14 protein-coding genes are annotated in these 18,226 nt (G+C 53.3%); 7 read left to right on the top strand and 7 right to left on the bottom strand.

What is annotated here, in order from left to right; all coding sequences use genetic code 11:
• Nucleotides 1-12: 12 nt before the first annotated feature.
• The gene (locus IVG45_RS01665; protein WP_196436167.1) at nt 13-3,654 is read right to left on the bottom strand and encodes a hypothetical protein; all 3,642 of its coding nucleotides are present in this window, start codon (nt 3,652-3,654) and stop codon (nt 13-15) included.
• Between the two features lie 237 nt (nt 3,655-3,891).
• Here IVG45_RS01665 and IVG45_RS01660 point away from each other — a divergent pair, with 237 nt between their 5' ends.
• The 5 genes from IVG45_RS01660 to IVG45_RS01640 all read left to right on the top strand — a co-directional run bounded on the left by IVG45_RS01660 (nt 3,892) and on the right by IVG45_RS01640 (nt 9,147).
• A complete protein-coding gene (locus tag IVG45_RS01660) occupies nt 3,892-5,382 on the top strand; it encodes a sensor histidine kinase (RefSeq protein ID WP_230874717.1) in 1,491 nt (496 codons plus the stop codon).
• Between the two features lie 17 nt (nt 5,383-5,399).
• Nucleotides 5,400-5,975 (top strand): hypothetical protein, encoded by a 576-nt coding sequence (locus tag IVG45_RS01655; protein ID WP_196436166.1) that lies wholly within the window; start codon nt 5,400-5,402, stop codon nt 5,973-5,975.
• A gap of 5 nt (nt 5,976-5,980) precedes the next feature.
• Nucleotides 5,981-7,579, top strand: coding sequence for a sensor histidine kinase (locus IVG45_RS01650; RefSeq protein WP_196436165.1), 1,599 nt, complete (start codon nt 5,981-5,983; stop codon nt 7,577-7,579).
• Entirely contained in the window at nt 7,572-8,300 is a 729-nt protein-coding gene (locus tag IVG45_RS01645; RefSeq protein WP_230874716.1) for a response regulator transcription factor, read from the top strand. The genes IVG45_RS01650 and IVG45_RS01645 overlap by 8 nt, the downstream gene beginning before the upstream one ends.
• A 97-nt stretch (nt 8,301-8,397) precedes the next feature.
• The gene (locus IVG45_RS01640) at nt 8,398-9,147 is read left to right on the top strand and encodes an HAD family hydrolase (RefSeq protein WP_196436164.1); all 750 of its coding nucleotides are present in this window, start codon (nt 8,398-8,400) and stop codon (nt 9,145-9,147) included.
• A gap of 58 nt (nt 9,148-9,205) precedes the next feature.
• On the opposite strand, the gene IVG45_RS01635 is transcribed toward IVG45_RS01640, so the two are convergent.
• The 3 genes from IVG45_RS01635 to IVG45_RS01625 form a co-directional block, all read right to left on the bottom strand.
• A complete protein-coding gene (locus tag IVG45_RS01635; protein WP_196436163.1) occupies nt 9,206-9,850 on the bottom strand; it encodes a response regulator transcription factor in 645 nt (214 codons plus the stop codon).
• A gap of 116 nt (nt 9,851-9,966) precedes the next feature.
• The gene (locus IVG45_RS01630) at nt 9,967-10,578 is read right to left on the bottom strand and encodes an NUDIX domain-containing protein (protein ID WP_196436162.1); all 612 of its coding nucleotides are present in this window, start codon (nt 10,576-10,578) and stop codon (nt 9,967-9,969) included.
• Nucleotides 10,575-11,684, bottom strand: coding sequence for a PQQ-dependent sugar dehydrogenase (locus tag IVG45_RS01625; protein WP_196436161.1), 1,110 nt, complete (start codon nt 11,682-11,684; stop codon nt 10,575-10,577). Before IVG45_RS01625 ends, IVG45_RS01630 begins: the two co-directional genes overlap by 4 nt.
• 109 nt (nt 11,685-11,793) lie before the next feature.
• Here IVG45_RS01625 and htpX point away from each other — a divergent pair, with 109 nt between their 5' ends.
• Nucleotides 11,794-12,669, top strand: a complete 876-nt coding sequence (gene htpX / locus IVG45_RS01620) for a protease HtpX (RefSeq protein WP_196436160.1) — start codon at nt 11,794-11,796, stop codon at nt 12,667-12,669.
• Nucleotides 12,670-12,711: 42 nt separating this feature from the next.
• Nucleotides 12,712-12,942 (top strand): DUF2835 domain-containing protein, encoded by a 231-nt coding sequence (locus IVG45_RS01615; RefSeq protein WP_196436159.1) that lies wholly within the window; start codon nt 12,712-12,714, stop codon nt 12,940-12,942.
• 43 nt (nt 12,943-12,985) lie between these two features.
• Here the strand turns inward: IVG45_RS01615 and IVG45_RS01610 are convergent, their stop codons facing one another.
• From IVG45_RS01610 to IVG45_RS01600, 3 genes are all read right to left on the bottom strand, one after another.
• Nucleotides 12,986-15,004, bottom strand: a complete 2,019-nt coding sequence (locus IVG45_RS01610; protein ID WP_196436158.1) for a serine/threonine-protein kinase — start codon at nt 15,002-15,004, stop codon at nt 12,986-12,988.
• Nucleotides 15,005-15,079: 75 nt separating this feature from the next.
• Nucleotides 15,080-15,670 carry an OmpA family protein gene (locus IVG45_RS01605; protein ID WP_196436157.1) on the bottom strand — a complete coding sequence of 197 codons (591 nt, stop codon included), beginning with the start codon at nt 15,668-15,670 and terminating at the stop codon, nt 15,080-15,082.
• A gap of 134 nt (nt 15,671-15,804) precedes the next feature.
• A complete protein-coding gene (locus IVG45_RS01600) occupies nt 15,805-18,156 on the bottom strand; it encodes a caspase family protein (RefSeq protein ID WP_196436156.1) in 2,352 nt (783 codons plus the stop codon).
• Nucleotides 18,157-18,226: the final 70 nt, after the last annotated feature.

The raw sequence follows: 18,226 nt of genomic DNA, 5'->3' as shown, positions 1-18,226 counted from the left end.
GGTTAATCGGCACTAATTTCGGGTCAACCGCTCATAGTCGGTTTTCGGCAGCACATAGACCGGACTGGCGGAAATAGGGATATTCGCATTGCCGGAAGTAGCGTCGACTGTTAATGCCTGATTATTCCCCACCACATCCACCATCACCCAGGTTTTGCCCGGATCGAGCCGTAACGGCCATTCGCTAACGGCCGCGTCATCGCGCCAGACCATGAAGGTTGAACCAAACTTGGCCGCTTGGATAGCCGCATCGCGCGTATCGACGGCTTGATACGGCAAACCGTCGATCAAGGCGCCGGCGGTGTATAAGGCCGCCTCGCCGGGTTTGTGGCCCATGGAATAATCCCAGATCCGGCCATAGGCCTGATCGTACTCATGCGCGATACAAAAGGCCAGGCCCAGATAATCCCGGCGACTGTTGACCCAGGCGATCATTTTAGCCACCTGCTCCGCCTGCCAGCGCCTGCCGCTAAAACCATGCATGGCTTTGGCACCGGTTTCGCCCAACCAGAACGGCAGGGTATTTTTTTTACCCAAACCTGCATACACCGCCAGCACGCCGCGTTCGTCCTCGGTCTCGCCGTTACCCAAAGGCTGGCCGAAACGCGGGGATTTTTGCGGATAGGCATGCACATCCCAGGCATCCTGATAGCGATCCAGACCCAGTTGCAGCACTTGTTTGAACCAGTCGCCCTCCGCCGGACGCACCAGACTGCCTCCGACATAATGACCGTCCTTGCGCGCTTGATGAATCCGCTGATATTCAGATTTAGCCCGTTCCAGCCAATGCGCCGGCTCGCGCAATTTTTGCCATTCGGGTTCGTGGCGAATGTCTATCTCGTTGCTGGACTTGAAATAACGGCTATAGCCGGCGGCGGCGTCGATGAAACGCCGACCATCTTCCGGCTTGTCGTTCAGCCAGTGGCTATCGCCGGCCGAATCGGCAAACACTTGCAAACCCGATTGTTTGGCTTGTTCCCATTTAGCTCGGTATTGGGCATCGAAGCCCGGATAACTACCGTAGCTGTTAAAAATTCCCATGCGTTGCAGCCAGCTAAAATAATCGCCCGTTTGGCTAAAGCTTTTATCGCCATCGGCCAGCGCGTAATAATCGTTGTTCCACAGTTTTTTGTCGGCCAGCCGCTGCTTTTGTTCGGCCGCGCCCGCCACCACCGAAAAGCCGTCGGCGGGATAGTTCATGATCAATTGCCCATCCTCGGCGTGCAGAGACGGATAAACCGCGTAGTAACCCGGCAGTTCGATCCGGTCGAAATCGATTTCAACCTGTCCCGGAAACAGATCATGAACTTCCCTCTGCCCGATTTGTTTGCCGTTATAGTCCAGCAACCGCAGCAGCAATTTGGCTTTAAAGCGCGGCAGCGGAGCCGGCAATCGAGTTTGTTCCAATATCGGATGCCAGCGCATATCCAGCTTCAGTTTTATCCTGTCACCCGGATGCGGTAAATTGGCCGGCGCATCGACACGGATCAGCGGCCGGATTTGGGACGCGATCCGATTCAGCGCCGGATTAACGGTAGGATCATCAAGTTGGGTTTGCAAACCATTGATAGCTTGCCCCTGGCTATCGGTGAATAGCGCCTTAAAGAAGAAGCGCTGGCCTTCATCGTGCTGCATTGCCAGTTTCAGCAGCAAGCTATGCCAACCCGGCGCCAGTTCCAGCTTGGCCATCCGTGGCGTTTCGTGCTGTTCGGCAACAGCGGTTGCCGTCAAGCCTTCGGTCTTCAGCCCTTTCAGCAAGGTTTTAATCCGCTCGCCGGCCGTTCCCCATCCCGCCGGCGGCCGGGGATCATCGACAACCTCCAATGTTTTTCCATCCAGCCAGACGGCGGTTTTGATGCCGGATTGGGTTAGATGCAACCAGGCCTGGGTCGCCTGCCCGGTATGCAGATAAAGCTGGGCATAACCGGTGCCGCGCGACCAGCCGTAGGCATGCGGAGTAGATTTCAAAATGTCGACACTGCCGTCGAGCTGGGGTTGCGCGGGCTGCCAGGTTTTCATTTCGCCGCCCATCATTTGCAAACTCAAATAGGCTTGGCCGGGATTGGGCCGCAACACGCTTTCGCTGTCCAGACCGGCTACCGACATCCCCGCCAGACCATCCTGCACGCCACCCACCAACCAGGCGGCGGGCATGCCGTGTTGCATGGTTGTGGCTTTATCGGCCACGGCTACGGTTGGGGTCGGCATGCCGCCGGCTTTTTCGGGTTCGGCCAAGAATTGCACCACCTCGGTTTCGCTCTTGGGCCGGCTCAATACGCCCAGCAAGGTATGATGATCGTCACTGATTACCGCAGCGGGAAATTGGCTGATGTTCAAACGGTTTGCCAGCGTCTCGGCCTGCTCGCCGATCAGGTAGGAAACCGGCAACTGCGCATACTGGGTTTTAGCTTGCGCGCTTGCCAGCCCGGCAAACAATAGCTTGTCGTTTTCGCCTTTGCCGTCCAAAACATACAGATACCGCTTCGGATTGGACACAGGTTGAGTCAAGGCCAAAAACCGGTTTCTGGCCCGGGCCTGTTCGGCACTCATCCAGTTGCCTATTCCGGCATCCATTTTCAGCACAAAACCATCGAACACCTTGGCGCCGTCCGCCTGCCCACTGTTGTTGATTTCCAGCCAGCGATCGCCAGGCAATAGTGTCAGCATATCTTCGGCTTGCAGCCATTGATATTCCCATGGCGTGTTGTTCAGCGTGGTCAATTCGGCACGATTCGCCATTTGCTCTGGACTGGCGCCGGCCTTGACGACAAAACGCTGCGTGACTTGCGACACTTCGCCGCCGCTTTTGTAGCGGGCGAAAAAACGGTAACGTCCAGGCTTAATCGAGGGATCGAGTTGAAAACGAAAATCGGCTTGCCACGCCCCGAAACCCTGGTGAAAAACCTGTACTTCATCGGTTTCGGTCAATAGCGATTCGGCGCCTGGGCCGGCTTGCGCGCCGCCGGCCAGAACCCGTAATCCGGGTTGCGCCGCCATGCCGGCGAAAACGGGAGATTTTCCCAGTTCCAACAGCACGGCGGGATTTTCCACAGTTCCGTTAACGGGCAAGGTAGCCAAGGGCGGCGCCAGTAAAAAGGCATCAAAAACCTTGGCATCATGCCCGGCGCCGCTGTCGCGGATTTCGATTAGCTTGTCGTCGGCTTTTAAACTGACCAGGGACTGACTGCTGATCCAGGCCGACTCCCAGCCCTTGGGTTTTAGCTGATATGTGGCCCGCTGTTGCAGATGATCGGCATCCGGCCCGGCCCAAATCTCGAAAGTTTGCACACACACATCCGGCTCGCCGCCTTGACGCCAACGGGCCCAAAATCGATACGCCGTTGCCGGCGGAGCCGCCGTTAACGGAAACCGAAAATCGACCTTCCAACTGCCGAAGCCGGGATGCAAAACCGTGACTTCGCTGTTATCGGCCCGCAGCGAAATACCGGCTTCCTGGGTTGAAGCCGCTCCCTGGATTACCTGGATGGCATCGGCTTTGCCGGCCGTTGCCATGCTCTCGCCGCCCAGATCGAGCAATAAAGCCGGCCATGAACTCGAGGTCTGAATCGGTAGTGTCGCCGCGTTATCGGCATGCGCCAAGCACAAAGCAGCTATCGCGAACAATGCGATCACCATCGCGGAAACTCGTCTCATAATGTTTTAACCTGGCAAATCGGCGGCAACGGATGGTAAGGTGACAAGCAACCGGACTTTAAGCGTATCATAAGCATTTACAAGTCAAATGAGCGGATGTTTCCGTTGCCTGTTTGGAATAGATAAATCAAAGCATTAGCAAACCGACGCCGTACCGGATCACTTCAAAAAACCAATGTACCCGATCATCACAGGCTTTGACCTGAAATTTTCATTAAAATCGGATTTACCGTTACCATGGACGGGTTATTTACTTCTTGCGCGCGGATGAAATTCAAAAATCTTTTATCGCTTAAATCCCTGATCGTGCTGGGCTTTGCCGTGGCCGTGATTCCGCTTTTTGTCGGCGTCATCTATGCGGCTTTCGGGCTGAGGGAAACAGCCGCCCTGGGCAGAACCATCAACTCCCAAGTATTCGAACAAACCAAAACCATACGCCTGGTGCTGCAAAAATCCTCGGACATCGAGCGCAAGGCCCGGCTGTTCGTGCTGTTGTCGGACCCCGCCTTGCGGCAACCTTATGAACGCGAGTCTTACGAATCGGCTCGGGCTTCGTTCAAACAAGCCTTGAGCGATTTGCTGAAACTGCACGTCGACAACAAAATCGCGTTGCTGGTCAATGAACTGTCGGAAAAGGAAAATTTGATTTACCAGCAAATCATCGGCTCGGAAACCGAGGATAGTTTCAAACTACCCATAGACGAAGCCTTTCAGGGTTTGCGCGAATCCTCGAATACCCTGTCGCGCGAGTTCGAAAACCATGTCGAACACACTTTCAACGAGTTGCGCCAGCTATCGGAATCGCTGGAACAAGGCCTATTGATCAAGGGATTGGTTTTACTGGCGATGTCATGTGCATTTGTTTTGGCCTTGCTGACGGTGCTGTCCCGCTCGATGCGGCAACTGGATAGCTCGATCCGCCGCTTGGGTTCCAACGATTTGCAAGAACCGATCGAAGTCAATGGCCCGGCCGATTTGCGTTATCTGGGCGACCGCCTGGAGTGGCTGCGCACGCATTTGATCGTGCTGGAATCCTCCAAACAGCAATTGATGCAGAATCTAGCCCGTGAAATCGAGCAACCGCTGCAAGCCATCCGCGAGGCTAGCGAACACCTGACCAACCCGCTCGATCAACCCGAATTGATCCCGGAAGCGGGCATCGTCCAACAAATGGGAACCGGTGTCGATAAGCTGAAGCTCGTCTCCGAGCAATTGCTGAAATACAGCCAGCTCCATGCGGCGCCGGCCCCGCATCAAAAACAAGCGGTCGACATGAAGGAACTGCTGGAAACAGTGATCGAGTCCTTTCAGGACTCGATACAAACCAAGTCAATACGCATCAAAAAACTGCTGCGTCCGATCCGGATTGACGGTATACCGGAGCAACTGCGCGGTATATTCGAACAATTGCTAACCAACGCCATCCATTATTCGCCGGCAAACGGTGAAATTCGCATCATGCTGCGCGATGCCGGGGAACACCTGGAATTGGAAATCGAGGACGACGGCCCCGGCATTGAATCCGACCAGCGTATCCATGTATTCGAGCCGTTTTACCGCGGTAACAAAACCCTCGCCGATCAGCCCGGCGACAATCCCGGTTTAGGCTTGGCCATGGTTCGCGAGTATGTCACCCATCACCAAGGCAATATCGAATTCATCGACCCCAGACAGGATCATCAAGGCGCCCGAGTCAGGGTGCAACTACCGCTGGATATTGAAGCCTGAAACCCCGGAATTTTCTAATGTCACTCTATTTAGCCATGCGTTTACTGCTGTTATCTTCGCTGTTTTTTTTACTGCCCGGCTGCGCCGGCTACAATTCCGCCTATTCGAACCGGCCGGCCGATATTTACGATCCTTACGCCCAATCCGGTATCGATGAACTACTTGCCTTCGGCGCCAGCATGGCCAATATGCCGGAATCCGGCCGGGCCGATGTTTGCAGATCGTTGCTGAATACCCAAAAGCTCTCGCCTTCGGACGGCAAACAGTTACACCTGATGGTAGGCAGACTGCTTTCCGAGGCTTGCGGCGACATTCCGAGGATTCTGGACGGCGTCCAAGCGGTCAGTCCCGGCTATGCTTCCGATGAACGGGTGCAAAGGCTGATAGCCATTCACACCCAGACCTTGACGCGCATGCATAACCAGTCGAAAAAATTGAACACGGCCGAACAAAAACAGAAAAAAGTCAAAACCGTGCTTGAATCGAAAGAAACCGCGGAACCCAAAAAGGACGAAAACCGATTGTTGCGAGAAAAACTGGACGCCATCCGATCGATGGAAAAACAAATGGATGAGAGCGTGGAGAGTAATTAATCCCGATGTTCCGTTTCAGACTGGCCTTGGTGATCATCGTATCCTTCGGCTTCGTATTACTGTTGGGCGCCGTGATGCACTGGGGGTCGGATCAGGTCGCCGGCCATTTTCAACGTAGCCAGCGCGCCTACCAGGCCTTCGACCGTTACGAAAATTTGTCGCAGGAAGCCTATCGTTATTTCAAACAGCAGATGGATCGTTTGATAACGGGTGGGCCGGATGCCGAGGCCGGCGTGGGCGCCTCCAAACAACGTTTGTTCGAAGCGATGCAGACCTTGCGGAATGAGGCGGTCAAGGAGCCGACTAACGACGCCGACCAGCAGGACAAACCGGCCGAACTGGAACGGGTGGCCAATTTGACCGCCTTTCTGGACGCCAGCGAATACCGTTTCAACGAAGTCGAGCATTTGTACCAGCAAGGCAAGCGCGATCAGGCCGTGCAAGCCTTGTCCAAGTTTTCCGACGAAGAAATCGACATCAAGTTTCAACCGCTAATCGATGCCGCCATCGACGCCGAGCGCCAAAAAGCCGCGAAAGCCAAACAGGAGTTGGAGAGCCTGGTTAGCCAGTCGCGCTGGATCGCTATTTTAGCATCGGTGACCGCCGCCATCTTCAGCCTGACGGCCGGCATATTACTGCTGGGCAGAGTCAAAAAGCCGATCGAAGCCTTGATGAAAGGCACCAACGAGATTGCCTCGGGCAATCTGAATTACCGCATCGCGCTGAATAGCCGGGACGAGTTTGCCTACCTCGCCAGCCACTTCAATAAAATGGCGCTCGAACTCGGCGTGCAGCAGGAAAAATTGCATCAGGGCCGGCTTGAACTGGAAAATCGGGTGGCCGCCCGCACCCATGAGTTGAATCAACTCAATGAAGAATTGAAGCGCATGGATAGCGAGCGACGCGAATTTTTAGCCGATATCAGCCACGAACTGCGCACGCCGATTACGGTCATTCGCGGCGAAGCCGAAGTCACGCTGCGCGGGAGCGGACACGATGCCGAGGATTACAAGGACACCTTGCAGCGCATAGTCGAACTGTCGATGCAACTGGGAAAATACGTTAACGATTTGTTGTTTCTGGCCCGCGCCGAAACCGCCAACCTACAATTCGAATGGGATATACTGGATCTGAAGGAACTGATTGCCGCTAGCGTTGAAGACTTTCAAGTCATGGCCGAGGAAAACGCCATTGCGGTTTCATTCGACGCTCCCGGCCAACCTGTTTGGGTTCAAGGCGATAAACAAAGGCTGCGGCAGGTGTTGTTCATATTAGGCGACAATGCCTGCCGCTATTCCAAGCCTGGCGGCCATATTGCCATGGCGCTGTGGTTGGAGCACAATCAAGCCTTTTTTAGCCTGAGTGATCAAGGCATAGGCATTCCCGCCCAGGATCTGGAGCGGGTTTTCGAGCGCCATTTTCGTAGCGATAACGCCCAACAGTCCCGTAGCGATGGCTCGGGTCTGGGCTTACCGCTGGCCCGATCCATTCTGAAGGCACATGGAGGTAACATCACCGTGACCAGCATTGAAAACTCGGGCTCCACCTTTACCGTGACACTACCGCTAATTTCCGCGGAAGGGGATAATGACAGCCATGAGTGAACGACAACTTAAGTCCAATTTCCAAACCGACGATGGTTACATGCGCATTCTGCTGGTGGAAGACGACAAACGGATCGCCGACTTTGTCGAGCGGGGTCTCAAGGCCGAAGGCTATGCGGTCGAGGTGGCTCGCAACGGCCAGGAAGCCATCGCGATTGGCGGCGAAGGCCAATTTCAGGCCATCATTCTGGACCTGGGCCTGCCGATCGTGGACGGCCGGGAAGTCTGTGAACGCTTGCGCGGCATGGGCATAGACACCCCGATACTGATGCTGACCGCGCGCGATACGGTACAGGATAAAGTCACGGGCTTGCGCTCCGGTGCCGACGACTACATGACCAAACCCTTCGCCTTCGAGGAACTGCTGGCGCGGATAGAAGTGCTGATGCGGCGGCGCACCGGCGAGATCAAACTGGACCTGAAGGAATTGCAGATTGCCGACCTGATCCTGAACGTCTCCACCCATGACGTCAGACGTGGCGCCAACCAGATCGAGCTGACGCCAAAGGAATTCGCCCTGTTGGAATGTTTCATGCGCATGCCCGGCAAGGTATTGAGCCGCACCCGCATTCTGGAGCAAGTCTGGGGTTACAGCGCCGACCCGTTGACCAATGTGGTGGATGTGTATATCCGGCAATTGCGACGCAAGATCGATGACGAATACGAACTGAAACTGCTGAAAACCGTGCGAGGCTACGGCTACAAAATGGACGCGTCCTGAAGCGCCCCTTCCCCGCATGCATTCTGATGAATTACCGGTTGGCTTGGCGGAGCCGAACCCTCTACCTTTAATCCTATCCCATTACACGAACAAGCACATGAACGACTCGATTATCCATGCCCTCGATTTTGACGGCGTCATCTGTGACAGCGCGGTGGAAACCGCCATCACCGGCTGGAAAGCGGCCAGCCAAATCTGGGAAGATATGCCCGCCTCCGCTCCGCAAATCATGATAGATCAATTCCGCCGGGTACGCCCCATCATCGAAACCGGCTACGAAGCCATCCTGGCGATGCGGCTGCTGGATTTGGGCGTAAGCTGCGAAGCCATTTTCAGCGACTATGCCGAAAAAACCGGGCAGTTATTGCAGCAAGCCAAGGTCGGCAGCGACGACTTGAAAAAACTGTTCGGCGAAACTCGAGATCACTGGATAGCCGCCGACTTGGCCGACTGGATAGCCATGAACCCCTTATTTCCCGGCGTTGCCGAAAAGCTGCGAAAACTGAGTCAAACCAATACCTGGTATGTGATCACCACCAAACAAGAACGTTTTGTAAAACAGATTTTGCAAGCCAATGCCATCGAACTGGCCGAGGAACGGATTTTCGGGCTGGACCGTAATATGAGTAAATCGGAAGTCTTGAAAGGCCTGTTGAGAACCCATCCCCATCAAGCCATGCATTTTGTCGAAGACCGCTTACCGACCTTGATTAATGTGCAAAAACAGCCGGAACTGGCCGAGGTTGAATTGTTGTTCGCTTCGTGGGGTTACAACACCGCCGAAGACAAAACACTAGCGTATCAACGGGGCTTTATCGGGCTGGAACTGGACGACTTTTTAAGCTGAGCGCATCAAACAGCTAGCCCTTGCGCCGCCATCCGACGGGGATGACTGAACCGGTTTGTTACCGATATTGATCGATTTCTTTCAGACGTATGGCCAGCCGCAAGCGATCGTCGACTTCGAACTTTCTAAAAATGGAGGATAAGTGGGCCTTGACCGTGCGTTCGGAAATATTCATGGCCTGAGCGATCGTTTTATTGTTTTCACCCTGCCTGATCATATTGGCGACTTCCAATTCCCGCGCCGACAATGAATCGGCCATCTTGTTAAACTTATCAATATCGGTGGCGGATAGATGGTGGTTATTATGTCCGTTGTTTAGGCTGCCGGTTAACACGCCTATCACTTTCGGCACCAACGCCCGCCGGATCCAGATATCGCCCTTTAGGATACACTCCACCGCGCGTTTCAATAATAGCGTCGCTTCGGCTTCCTCGCAATAGCCCGCCGCGCCATGTACCAACACATCGATTTGTTTTTGCTCGGGCCAATTCGAGCCCATCACCAAAAAACGGGTGTTTTTATTGGCAAAAACCGCTATCAGACTGGCATCCTCGTCCAGCTTGCGTGCATCGAAAATGACGGCGTCGGCATGGTATTCATGCTGCATATTCAATAACCTGCTAACGCTATGCTCGCTAATCAATGTATGGGTCCACTCGGCGGTGAGCCGCGGATTATTGGAATAAATCAGAATATTGGCCACGTAATTTTTCTTATTTTAGCTCTGTAACAATTCATCCGATTGCGGCAAAAACGAAAGCGCCCAACTTACCCGCTAAGCGGCCGAGCCTGATTATTCTCGCATGAACGCTGTCAATTTTATAATTCGGTTTTACTCCAGCGAGCCCTAAGTTTATTACGGTGAATATACAGCCATTGAATGGCGATGATCGGAATCCCCGACTCAATTTCGCCATCCTCTAGCATTTTGAACACCTCATCGAATTTGACGGCGCTGACATGTATATCTTCATCCTCTTCTACCAGGCCATGCACACCGCCGACATCGCGGCTATCCACCCGCCCGCAAAACAGCGTGATGCGTTCCGAGCAACCGCCTGGCGTGGTATAGAATTGCTGAATTTCGATTAATTCCTCGATTTCACAACCAGCTTCTTCCCGCGCTTCCCGATAGGCCACTTCCTCGGCGGTTTCGCCCTCCTCGATAGCACCGGCCACGATTTCTATCAACCAGGCCCTGTGGGGTTGATGTACCGCTCCGACCCGAAACTGCTCTATCAACACCACTTCGTCGCGTTCGGGGTCGTACAACAGCACGGCCACGCAATTACCTCGACGAAACAGCTCACGGGTGATCGGCGCGCTCCAACCGCCCTTGAACAAGGTATGTTTGAGCGTATATTGCTCTAATCTGAAGAAACCTTGGTAGACGGTTTCTTTTTCCAATACCTCGAATTGCTTGGCGCTCACTGGGTGTACTCGACTTTATAAATCACGCCCAATTTGTCGTCGCTGATCAATAAGCTACCATTCGGCAATTGTAGAATATCTACCGGCCGCCCCAAAACCTCGCCCGCTGGCGTCAGCCAACCGGATACAAAGGGTTGTTCGCTAAATGGATGACCCGCGCTGAATTTGATCAGCGCCACTTGATAACCTTGCGGCGCGGAACGATTCCAGGAACCATGTTGCGCCACGAACAGCTGCTTGTAATAGTGCTCGGGAAATTGCGAACCGGTATAAAACCGCATGCCCAACGGCGCGATATGCGCTTTATAACGCCAGACCGGCCCCTTGAACTGTCCGCATTTCTTGTCCCCGGCATGATCGGGATCGGGAATGGTTCCGGCATGACAATACGGAAATCCGTAATGTTCATTGTCTCCGGTCCATTGATTCAATTCGTCGGGCGGCACATCCTCCCCCAGATAGTCGCGGCCGTTTTCGTTGAAAAACAAGTGATGGGTGTGAGGTTCCCAGTCAAAGCCCACGCTGTTACGGACACCCTGGGCTAAAATCTGGAAACCGCTGCCATCCGGATTGATGCGAAACAATGAGGCATAAATTTGCTGCTCAGGATTACAAATATTGCAAGGGGCACCGACCGCGCTATATAACTTGCCGTCTGGACCAAAACGCAGATATTTCCAGCCATGGTGTTTATCGGAAGGCAATTTGTCGAAAACCACTACAGGAGCGGGCGGATTATCCAGATGGGCTTCAATTTCATCAAAACGTATGATCCGATTGACTTCGGCGACATACAAAGCCCCGCTCTTATACGCTACCCCATTAGGCAAATAAAGATCTCGGGCCAGCGTATAATGCTGCTCGGCAAAACCGTCATTATCCTGATCTTGCACGGCATAAACGTTACCTTCCCGAGTCCCGACGAACAGCACCCCACGCTCGCCCAACGCCATTTGTCTGGCATTGGGCAGATTGTCGGCGAATATCGAGATTTTAAATCCATACGGCAGATGAAGCTGCTTCAACACCGCTTCGTGCTCCGGTTTGGCGGCAAAACACAACGGTGTCATTACCAGCAGTAGCCATAGCAATTTTATGCCTTTCATTTTTCTCCCCCCTCAAATAAACTTTGCCGCATCTTACCACTCTAACCCTTGAATTTAACCATTCAGCACCCACCTCGTTTCCATCCCTTACAACACAGGATTTTTTACCATGATGAGAATATTGCTGTTCCTGGCTACCAACGTGGCCATCATGATCGCGATTAGCGTGATTTTCAATGTACTAGGCCTGAAAAGCACACTGGATGCGCAGGGCGTCAATCTCAACCTAGATGCACTGTTAATGATGTCGGCGATTATCGGCATGACCGGCTCGGTAATTTCATTATTCATGTCCAAATGGTCGGCCAAAAACGCCATGGGCGTGCATGTGATCGATAGACCGCAAAACCAAACCGAACAATGGCTGGTCGGCATCGTGGCCAGACAAGCGCAACAAGCCGGTATCGGCATGCCGGAAGTGGGCATATTCGATACCGCCGAACCCAACGCCTTCGCTACCGGCGCCAACCGCAATAGCGCGCTGGTTGCCGTCAGTACCGGATTACTGCAAAACATGAATGCCGACGAAGTGGAAGCGGTAGTCGGTCACGAAATCAGCCACGTTGCCAACGGCGACATGGTGACCATGGCGTTGATGCAAGGCGTGGTCAATACCTTTGTGTATTTCTTCGCCACTGTGATCGGCCATCTGGTCGACCGCCTGGTGTTCAAAACCGAACGCGGCTATGGCCCGGCCTATTACGTCACCCAAATGGTGGCGCAAATCGCCTTGTCTATTCTGGCCTCAATGCTGGTGATGTGGTTCTCGCGTTACCGCGAATACCGAGCGGACGCTGGCGGCGCGCAACTGGCCGGACGCCAAAAAATGATCTCCGCTTTACAAGCCCTGCAACGCTCGCATGAACCTGCTCAGTTGCCGGGCGAACTGGCCGCCTTCGGCATCAACGGTGGCGGCGTGCAACGGCTGTTCATGAGCCATCCGCCGCTGGAAGAACGCATCGCGGCGCTGCAAAACAATCGTTAACCTATCCCTACTGTGCCGGTTTTACCGGCACAGTCTTTTTGCATGTCCGATAATCAATTCATCCGCTTCAGCATGAACATCAGTTACGACCAGTACCTGGCGTTTTATCAGGGTATCGCCAAGACCGTATCGGTGATTGCGGACGATGGCCGCCGTATCGTCTTTCCGGCCGGCAACATTCGGCGTTTTTTAACCAAAGCCGGCATACAAGGTTATTTCGAAATGGAACTGACTCCGCAACGCAAGTTTGTCGGCATCAAGAAATTGGCTTGATCGAGCCTTTTCCCGAGCAGAACCGGACCTGCACCTTATACGGCTATTGCTTGTTCAACACATCGTATTGAACCATGACGGAGGATGCGGCCAAATCCTGCAACTCGTTGACCAGCGTTCCCTCCGCGGTCGCAATATTTTTGACTTTGGCTATCGGCGATTCACTGAAAACCGCCACGATCCGGTCTATCCCAGCGGGACCCGTCACTTGTAATTTGAATGACTGCGCCTTGGGCGGTATCCGGTATTCCACGCCCGGCTTGACTTTACCCGGTTGATACTTGTTAGGCAGCAATTCACTGATCTCCCCCATGCTACTCAAATAAGCCACCCGCAAGTAACCAGCTTTGGCAACTCGAAAATTCAGCGCGAGTTGGTCGCCAATAAGGTATTTAGGTTTACTGGCGGCCAAATAGAGCACCCCGTCTCTACTGGTCGATTCATGCAGCACCGCCTCTATCTCGGGCGCCGACGGCATCGCTTGATCGACATTGATTGATACCGTAACCGGCTGCGACAATTGGTTGCCGGTATCGGTCACACTCAACTCGGCCGTGTAATTGCCGGCTTGGTCCGGAATGAAACGTGGGGTCGCGCTATCGGCGTCGGTTAAGGCGGCTTTGCTATCGGCCGGGCGCGTAATAATGCGCCATGCATATTTTAACGGGCCGCCATCGCGCGAGCGGGACTGGCCGCCGTTTAATACCACAGTCTGGCCTACGATTGCGTTGAGATTGTCACCCGCATTTGCCAGGGGCGGTTCGGCGGGTATTACCGAGTTTTCAACTTGCGGCCGCGCTACCTCAGCTGGTGCTACCGGCGGCGATTGAGCTTCAACAGGGCGATCCGGCCGTGATTGTGACTGTAAATAATAAAAGCCGCCGCCACCCAGCAGCAGTAGTAACAAGCCACCCGTCACCCCATAAGCCCATTTCGGTTGATTATTCGGTTCGAACAGTTCCAGCCATTCGTCCAAACGCATGGGCCGTTGCTCTTGCAAGATCTCGATCGCCGATTTCAACAGCTGCCATTGTTTCCGGTTGAGTCCCGCCACCGGCTTCGGCATCGCCTGCTGGCCGCTACGCTGCTCCAGAAACACCTTGGAGGCCGGCTTACGATCGTAGGGATGCTTGCCGCTCAACAACTCATAAACCACCAAGCCGAAGGCATAGATATCGTCGCGTGGATCGGCCCTGGAACCGTTCAGCATTTCGAAACTGGCATAGGGTGGTGTCAAACCACCTTCGGCGCGGGCATCAAAAATGGTTTCGTCCGCCTCGGTTTGACCGAGCCGGGACGCAATGCCGAAATCCAACACCTTGACGTCATCGTTATCGGTGACAAACACATTGGCCGGCTTGAAATCGCTGTGAACAATATGTTTTTTGTGCGCGTAAACCAGGGCTTCGCCCATTTTCCGAATAATGGGCCAGGCCCGTTCCAGTTTGAGACCGCCTGATACCGCGGATTGCCGAATGATTTTAGATAACGGTTGTCCCGCCAGATATTCCATAGACATAAAGACAAAATCGCCATCCCTGTCGAAGTCATATACGGTGATGATATTGGGATGCGACAATTCCTGGGCTTTTTCGCACTCGCGCTGCAGACCGGCAATCAACACGGCGTTTTGGGCTAACGCCGGACTCAAAACCTTGATCGCGACATAGGGATTTCGAGACTTCGCTTCCAACTTGCGCGCATCGATCGCCTTGAACACCATCCCCATTCCGCCCTCGCCAAGCGCCTCCACGATTTCGAAGCGGCCTTTCAACACATCGCCAACCGCCAACGATGCGGTTTGGCCCGACGGCGTAATCAATTGAGTCGGATAGCTGGTTGGTTGTGCTACCGGATTGGCAGGTGCGGGGGTTACCACACCCGGCCCGGTAGTCATCCTGGTTTTTTCGGCATCCATGGCTAAGGCGCTATCCTTGCCGACCGAATGGACGACGGGAGATTGACCATGTGGCGCGACAGTGGCTGTTGGGCGGTTTGGATTAAACCCGGTCGCTACTGTCTTGTTGTCTTGCTGCAAATGCGTTTTATCGTCGTCCGTCACAAGCTCAATGTTCTCTGTTAAAAATTATCCATCGCCTCGCGCTTACAACCCACTTGGGTCGGGCGCAAGTTACATTCATTTGCCCAACCGAACGATTCGGACCCGCCGGTTGGCTTCGCTGGTCGGATTGTCCTTGTCGGCCAGATCATTTTTGCCTTTACCGACAATCTCAATCGAAACACCGGCCAGTCCATATTGCTCGGTCAAAAACTGCTTGACCGCTTCCGCGCGCTGGCGAGATAAGTCGATATTATACTGATCGCTGCCGATGGCATCGGTATGGCCCTCGATTCTGAAATTCAAGCCTTTTAAATCGTCGGAGGCCAAGGCCATCCCAACCGGTCCCAACTGCTGCTTAGCCTCGGCGGTCAAGGTTGCCGAATTGTAATCAAACAGAATTTCCATCGAAATGGCTTTTTCTTCCATCGCCGGCGTAACCGGTTTATGTTTCGGTTTCGATTTGCCGCTGTCGATGATATTCAGGCCGCGAGTTTTAACCCCCGGCGTTACTTCCGAGTCAGCCTCGCCGGATTTAAACAAGTCGATGATTTGTTCCTGACTCGGCGTACTCTTGCCGAAGTTTTCTTCATGTTGTTGTGCTTGCGCATTCGACAGAAGCAATAGCAACGGCACTATAAACAAACTGTTTCGTTGTTGAAAACCCATAATAACCTCCCAAAAAAAGATGAAATCAACCCATAGTGCTTAAGAGCTAGTGTTTGATATATCCGGTCCCAGCCGGTAGCCGGATCAACCCATTACATTATGACAATACCCCCGAAACCAAACCTAGCGTTCAATTATTGTTTCAATAAAACAAAGTCGTCGCCAATGGTAAACGAGGATGGCTCTTGCGATGCGGCCGAATACTTTTTGGAAAAGGTCGGAATGGTCGCCGTCGAATATGTCACCAGCTCATGCGCGCTGATTTTTTGATCGCGAGGAGACGTGTCGGCCGCGCCCTGCATACCATTATTGGTTACATAAGTGAACAAACCATGCCCCAGTTCGGTCAATTCCATTGCTTCCTGATCTTGACGGGTAGCGGTCAATACCACGACTCCGACCGTTTTACTCAACGCCCGACTGAAATGGCGCTGGGTATTTTGCAGGTTTTGCAATGCACTCAAGCCCGCCCCGGAATAACAGGAATCGATCATCACCAGCACTTTCTGAACTGGTATTTTAGCCAGTAAAGCCTGAATCTGCTTAGCCGAAACACCGACATTGCTGATGTACTGCTCGCTGATCGGCAACCGGGTTTCGTGGGGCAGAAAATACCACTCACCTTTCATCGCAATCCCATGTCCGGCCAGATAAACGACCAACACATCATTCTGCGAATCCGCCGCTATTTCGGTCAACTTGTCGGTAATCGAGCTTTTGGTGGCATTTTGATCCAATAAATCATGCATAACCACATCGCGAAACACCACTTTACTGTTTGCGTTCAAGGTCGACTCAATCGCCTTGGCATCCGCCACGCTGTAGGCCAGATTCAGCTTGCTGTCGGAATACTTGTCGATACCGACCGTCAGCACGTGCAATTTAGCCGGCGTATCGGCACCGCCGACCTGCACAATTTGTTGCTGGGGTTGGCTGTCTATCCCCATCATATTGGCGGCGACCACTTTGAAGGTGTTGGCTCCGGCCGTAAGTACGACGTTATAACTGACTTTACGCTGGGCCTTGCCGTTGACTTCACTGTCGCTGCTATCCTCCAACAGGCTTTTGTCGACGATTTTACCATTATGGTACAAACGGTGATCGCCTAACCCGCCTCCGGCGTCCAGCATCAGGAAAGACACTTCGATTTCGTCACCCGCCGCCCCGCTAGCAGGCAGAGTCAAACTGACATCCGGCGGAAGCGTGATACCCTCCTGCACTTTACGCGGCGGTTGGTTGATAAAGGCGTCCTTAGTCAAATGGGTCGCCAACAAACCCGGCTCGTAATAGTTTCCGGAAAAGTTATCGATGGGGATATCCTTGTCCGCCGCCACCCAGGATACATTTGGCATTCCCGCTTCGGAACTGTCAAACCGTCCGGCATTATCGACCACGGTCCAGCCACTATCGGTCGAGATCAATTTCAACAGCTCGGTAGCCATGCCGCTATCCCAAACGTGCAGAACGCCTTTCTGATCCGCGCCCACTAACTGCTTGCCTTGATTGATGAATTGCAGATGCGAAATAGATTCTGGAGTTGCAATTTGCTTGGCTAGGGTTAAGCCGTTGAGATTGAATAATTTGATTTGATTGGCATTGGTCGACAGCGCCAGTAAATTGGCATTAAAACTAACCGCAACGGAAACCAAATCGTCTCCAGCGTCTATTTTTTTATTAAGCCGAACCTGCCCTCCAGGTTGTTCAAGCCACTGCAGATTACCGTCGCTATCCACATTGATCAGATCACCGGAATTGCTTTCCCAGGCCCCCAAGGGATCGCCGGACTGCTTGGGCAGAGAAGATTTTTTCCGAGCTTGGTCCAAATCCCAGACTTCGGAAAAACCGCCCTCGCCCGCGATCAACAAAGATTTATCGGAATCGGTAAAGGCAATCCGCGTCAGCTCGTTTTCATGCCGGGTATTCAATTTGGCAACATTTTGATAACCGTTTAAATCCCATACCACAATAGTGCCGTCGGCAAAGGCCGCAGCCAGTTTATTCTCGGCCTTGGATACCGACATCGCCACGACGGCCTCGCCGGAAACGCCTGCTAATTCAGTGACCGGTTTAGCGGTCGGAATGTCGAAAACATTGACCCTACCATCCTCGCCACCGACACAGACGATGCCGGCGGCCGAACTGGAAACGACCTTGCTAAACCGCCTTCCCGCCGGCTGTATGGTCGGTCTTTGCACGCCTTGTTTGGAATCCCAAACCCGAACCGTGCCATCCTGATGCAGCAGATTGTAGTAACGCTCGTCGCTACTCAGGCTAAAGTCCTTGACCTCTCCGGACTCGTTGCGAATCTTGAGCATCGGAATCAGCAAGTTTTCGTTCAGATTCTTGGAAATTCCGGAACTGATTTGGCGTGAAACTTGGTTCTGGATTTGATCGGCTATAAAGCCATCTATGGCTTGCGCGTATGCCAGTTCCGATAACAAAGGCAAAATAACGATAAAGCTTGTTTTTGCAACATGCATTTTCATGATACCCCCTAAAACAAAAACCCCCGTTCCTTATGGAGCCGGGGGCTTGTCATAAACAGAAATAATGGAA

The organism is Methylomonas sp. LL1 (assembly GCF_015711015.1).
GTDB lineage: Bacteria > Pseudomonadota > Gammaproteobacteria > Methylococcales > Methylomonadaceae > Methylomonas.
The sequence above is the reverse complement of the archived record's forward strand: the minus strand, read 5'-3'. Positions and strand labels throughout refer to the sequence as shown.

Bases quoted from the DNA above. Each gene is read 5' to 3' on its own strand.
- IVG45_RS01605 (WP_196436157.1), bottom strand. From the start codon at position 15,670: ATGGGTTTTCAACAACGAAACAGTTTGTTTATAGTGCCGTTGCTATTG.
- IVG45_RS01655 (WP_196436166.1), top strand. From the start codon at position 5,400: ATGTCACTCTATTTAGCCATGCGTTTACTGCTGTTATCTTCGCTGTTT.
- IVG45_RS01640 (WP_196436164.1), top strand. From the start codon at position 8,398: ATGAACGACTCGATTATCCATGCCCTCGATTTTGACGGCGTCATCTGT.
- IVG45_RS01615 (WP_196436159.1), top strand. From the start codon at position 12,712: ATGTCCGATAATCAATTCATCCGCTTCAGCATGAACATCAGTTACGAC.
- IVG45_RS01645 (WP_230874716.1), top strand. From the start codon at position 7,572: ATGAGTGAACGACAACTTAAGTCCAATTTCCAAACCGACGATGGTTAC.
- IVG45_RS01665 (WP_196436167.1), bottom strand. From the start codon at position 3,654: ATGAGACGAGTTTCCGCGATGGTGATCGCATTGTTCGCGATAGCTGCT.
- IVG45_RS01650 (WP_196436165.1), top strand. From the start codon at position 5,981: ATGTTCCGTTTCAGACTGGCCTTGGTGATCATCGTATCCTTCGGCTTC.
- htpX (WP_196436160.1), top strand. From the start codon at position 11,794: ATGATGAGAATATTGCTGTTCCTGGCTACCAACGTGGCCATCATGATC.
- IVG45_RS01625 (WP_196436161.1), bottom strand. From the start codon at position 11,684: ATGAAAGGCATAAAATTGCTATGGCTACTGCTGGTAATGACACCGTTG.
- IVG45_RS01600 (WP_196436156.1), bottom strand. From the start codon at position 18,156: ATGAAAATGCATGTTGCAAAAACAAGCTTTATCGTTATTTTGCCTTTG.
- IVG45_RS01660 (WP_230874717.1), top strand. From the start codon at position 3,892: ATGGACGGGTTATTTACTTCTTGCGCGCGGATGAAATTCAAAAATCTT.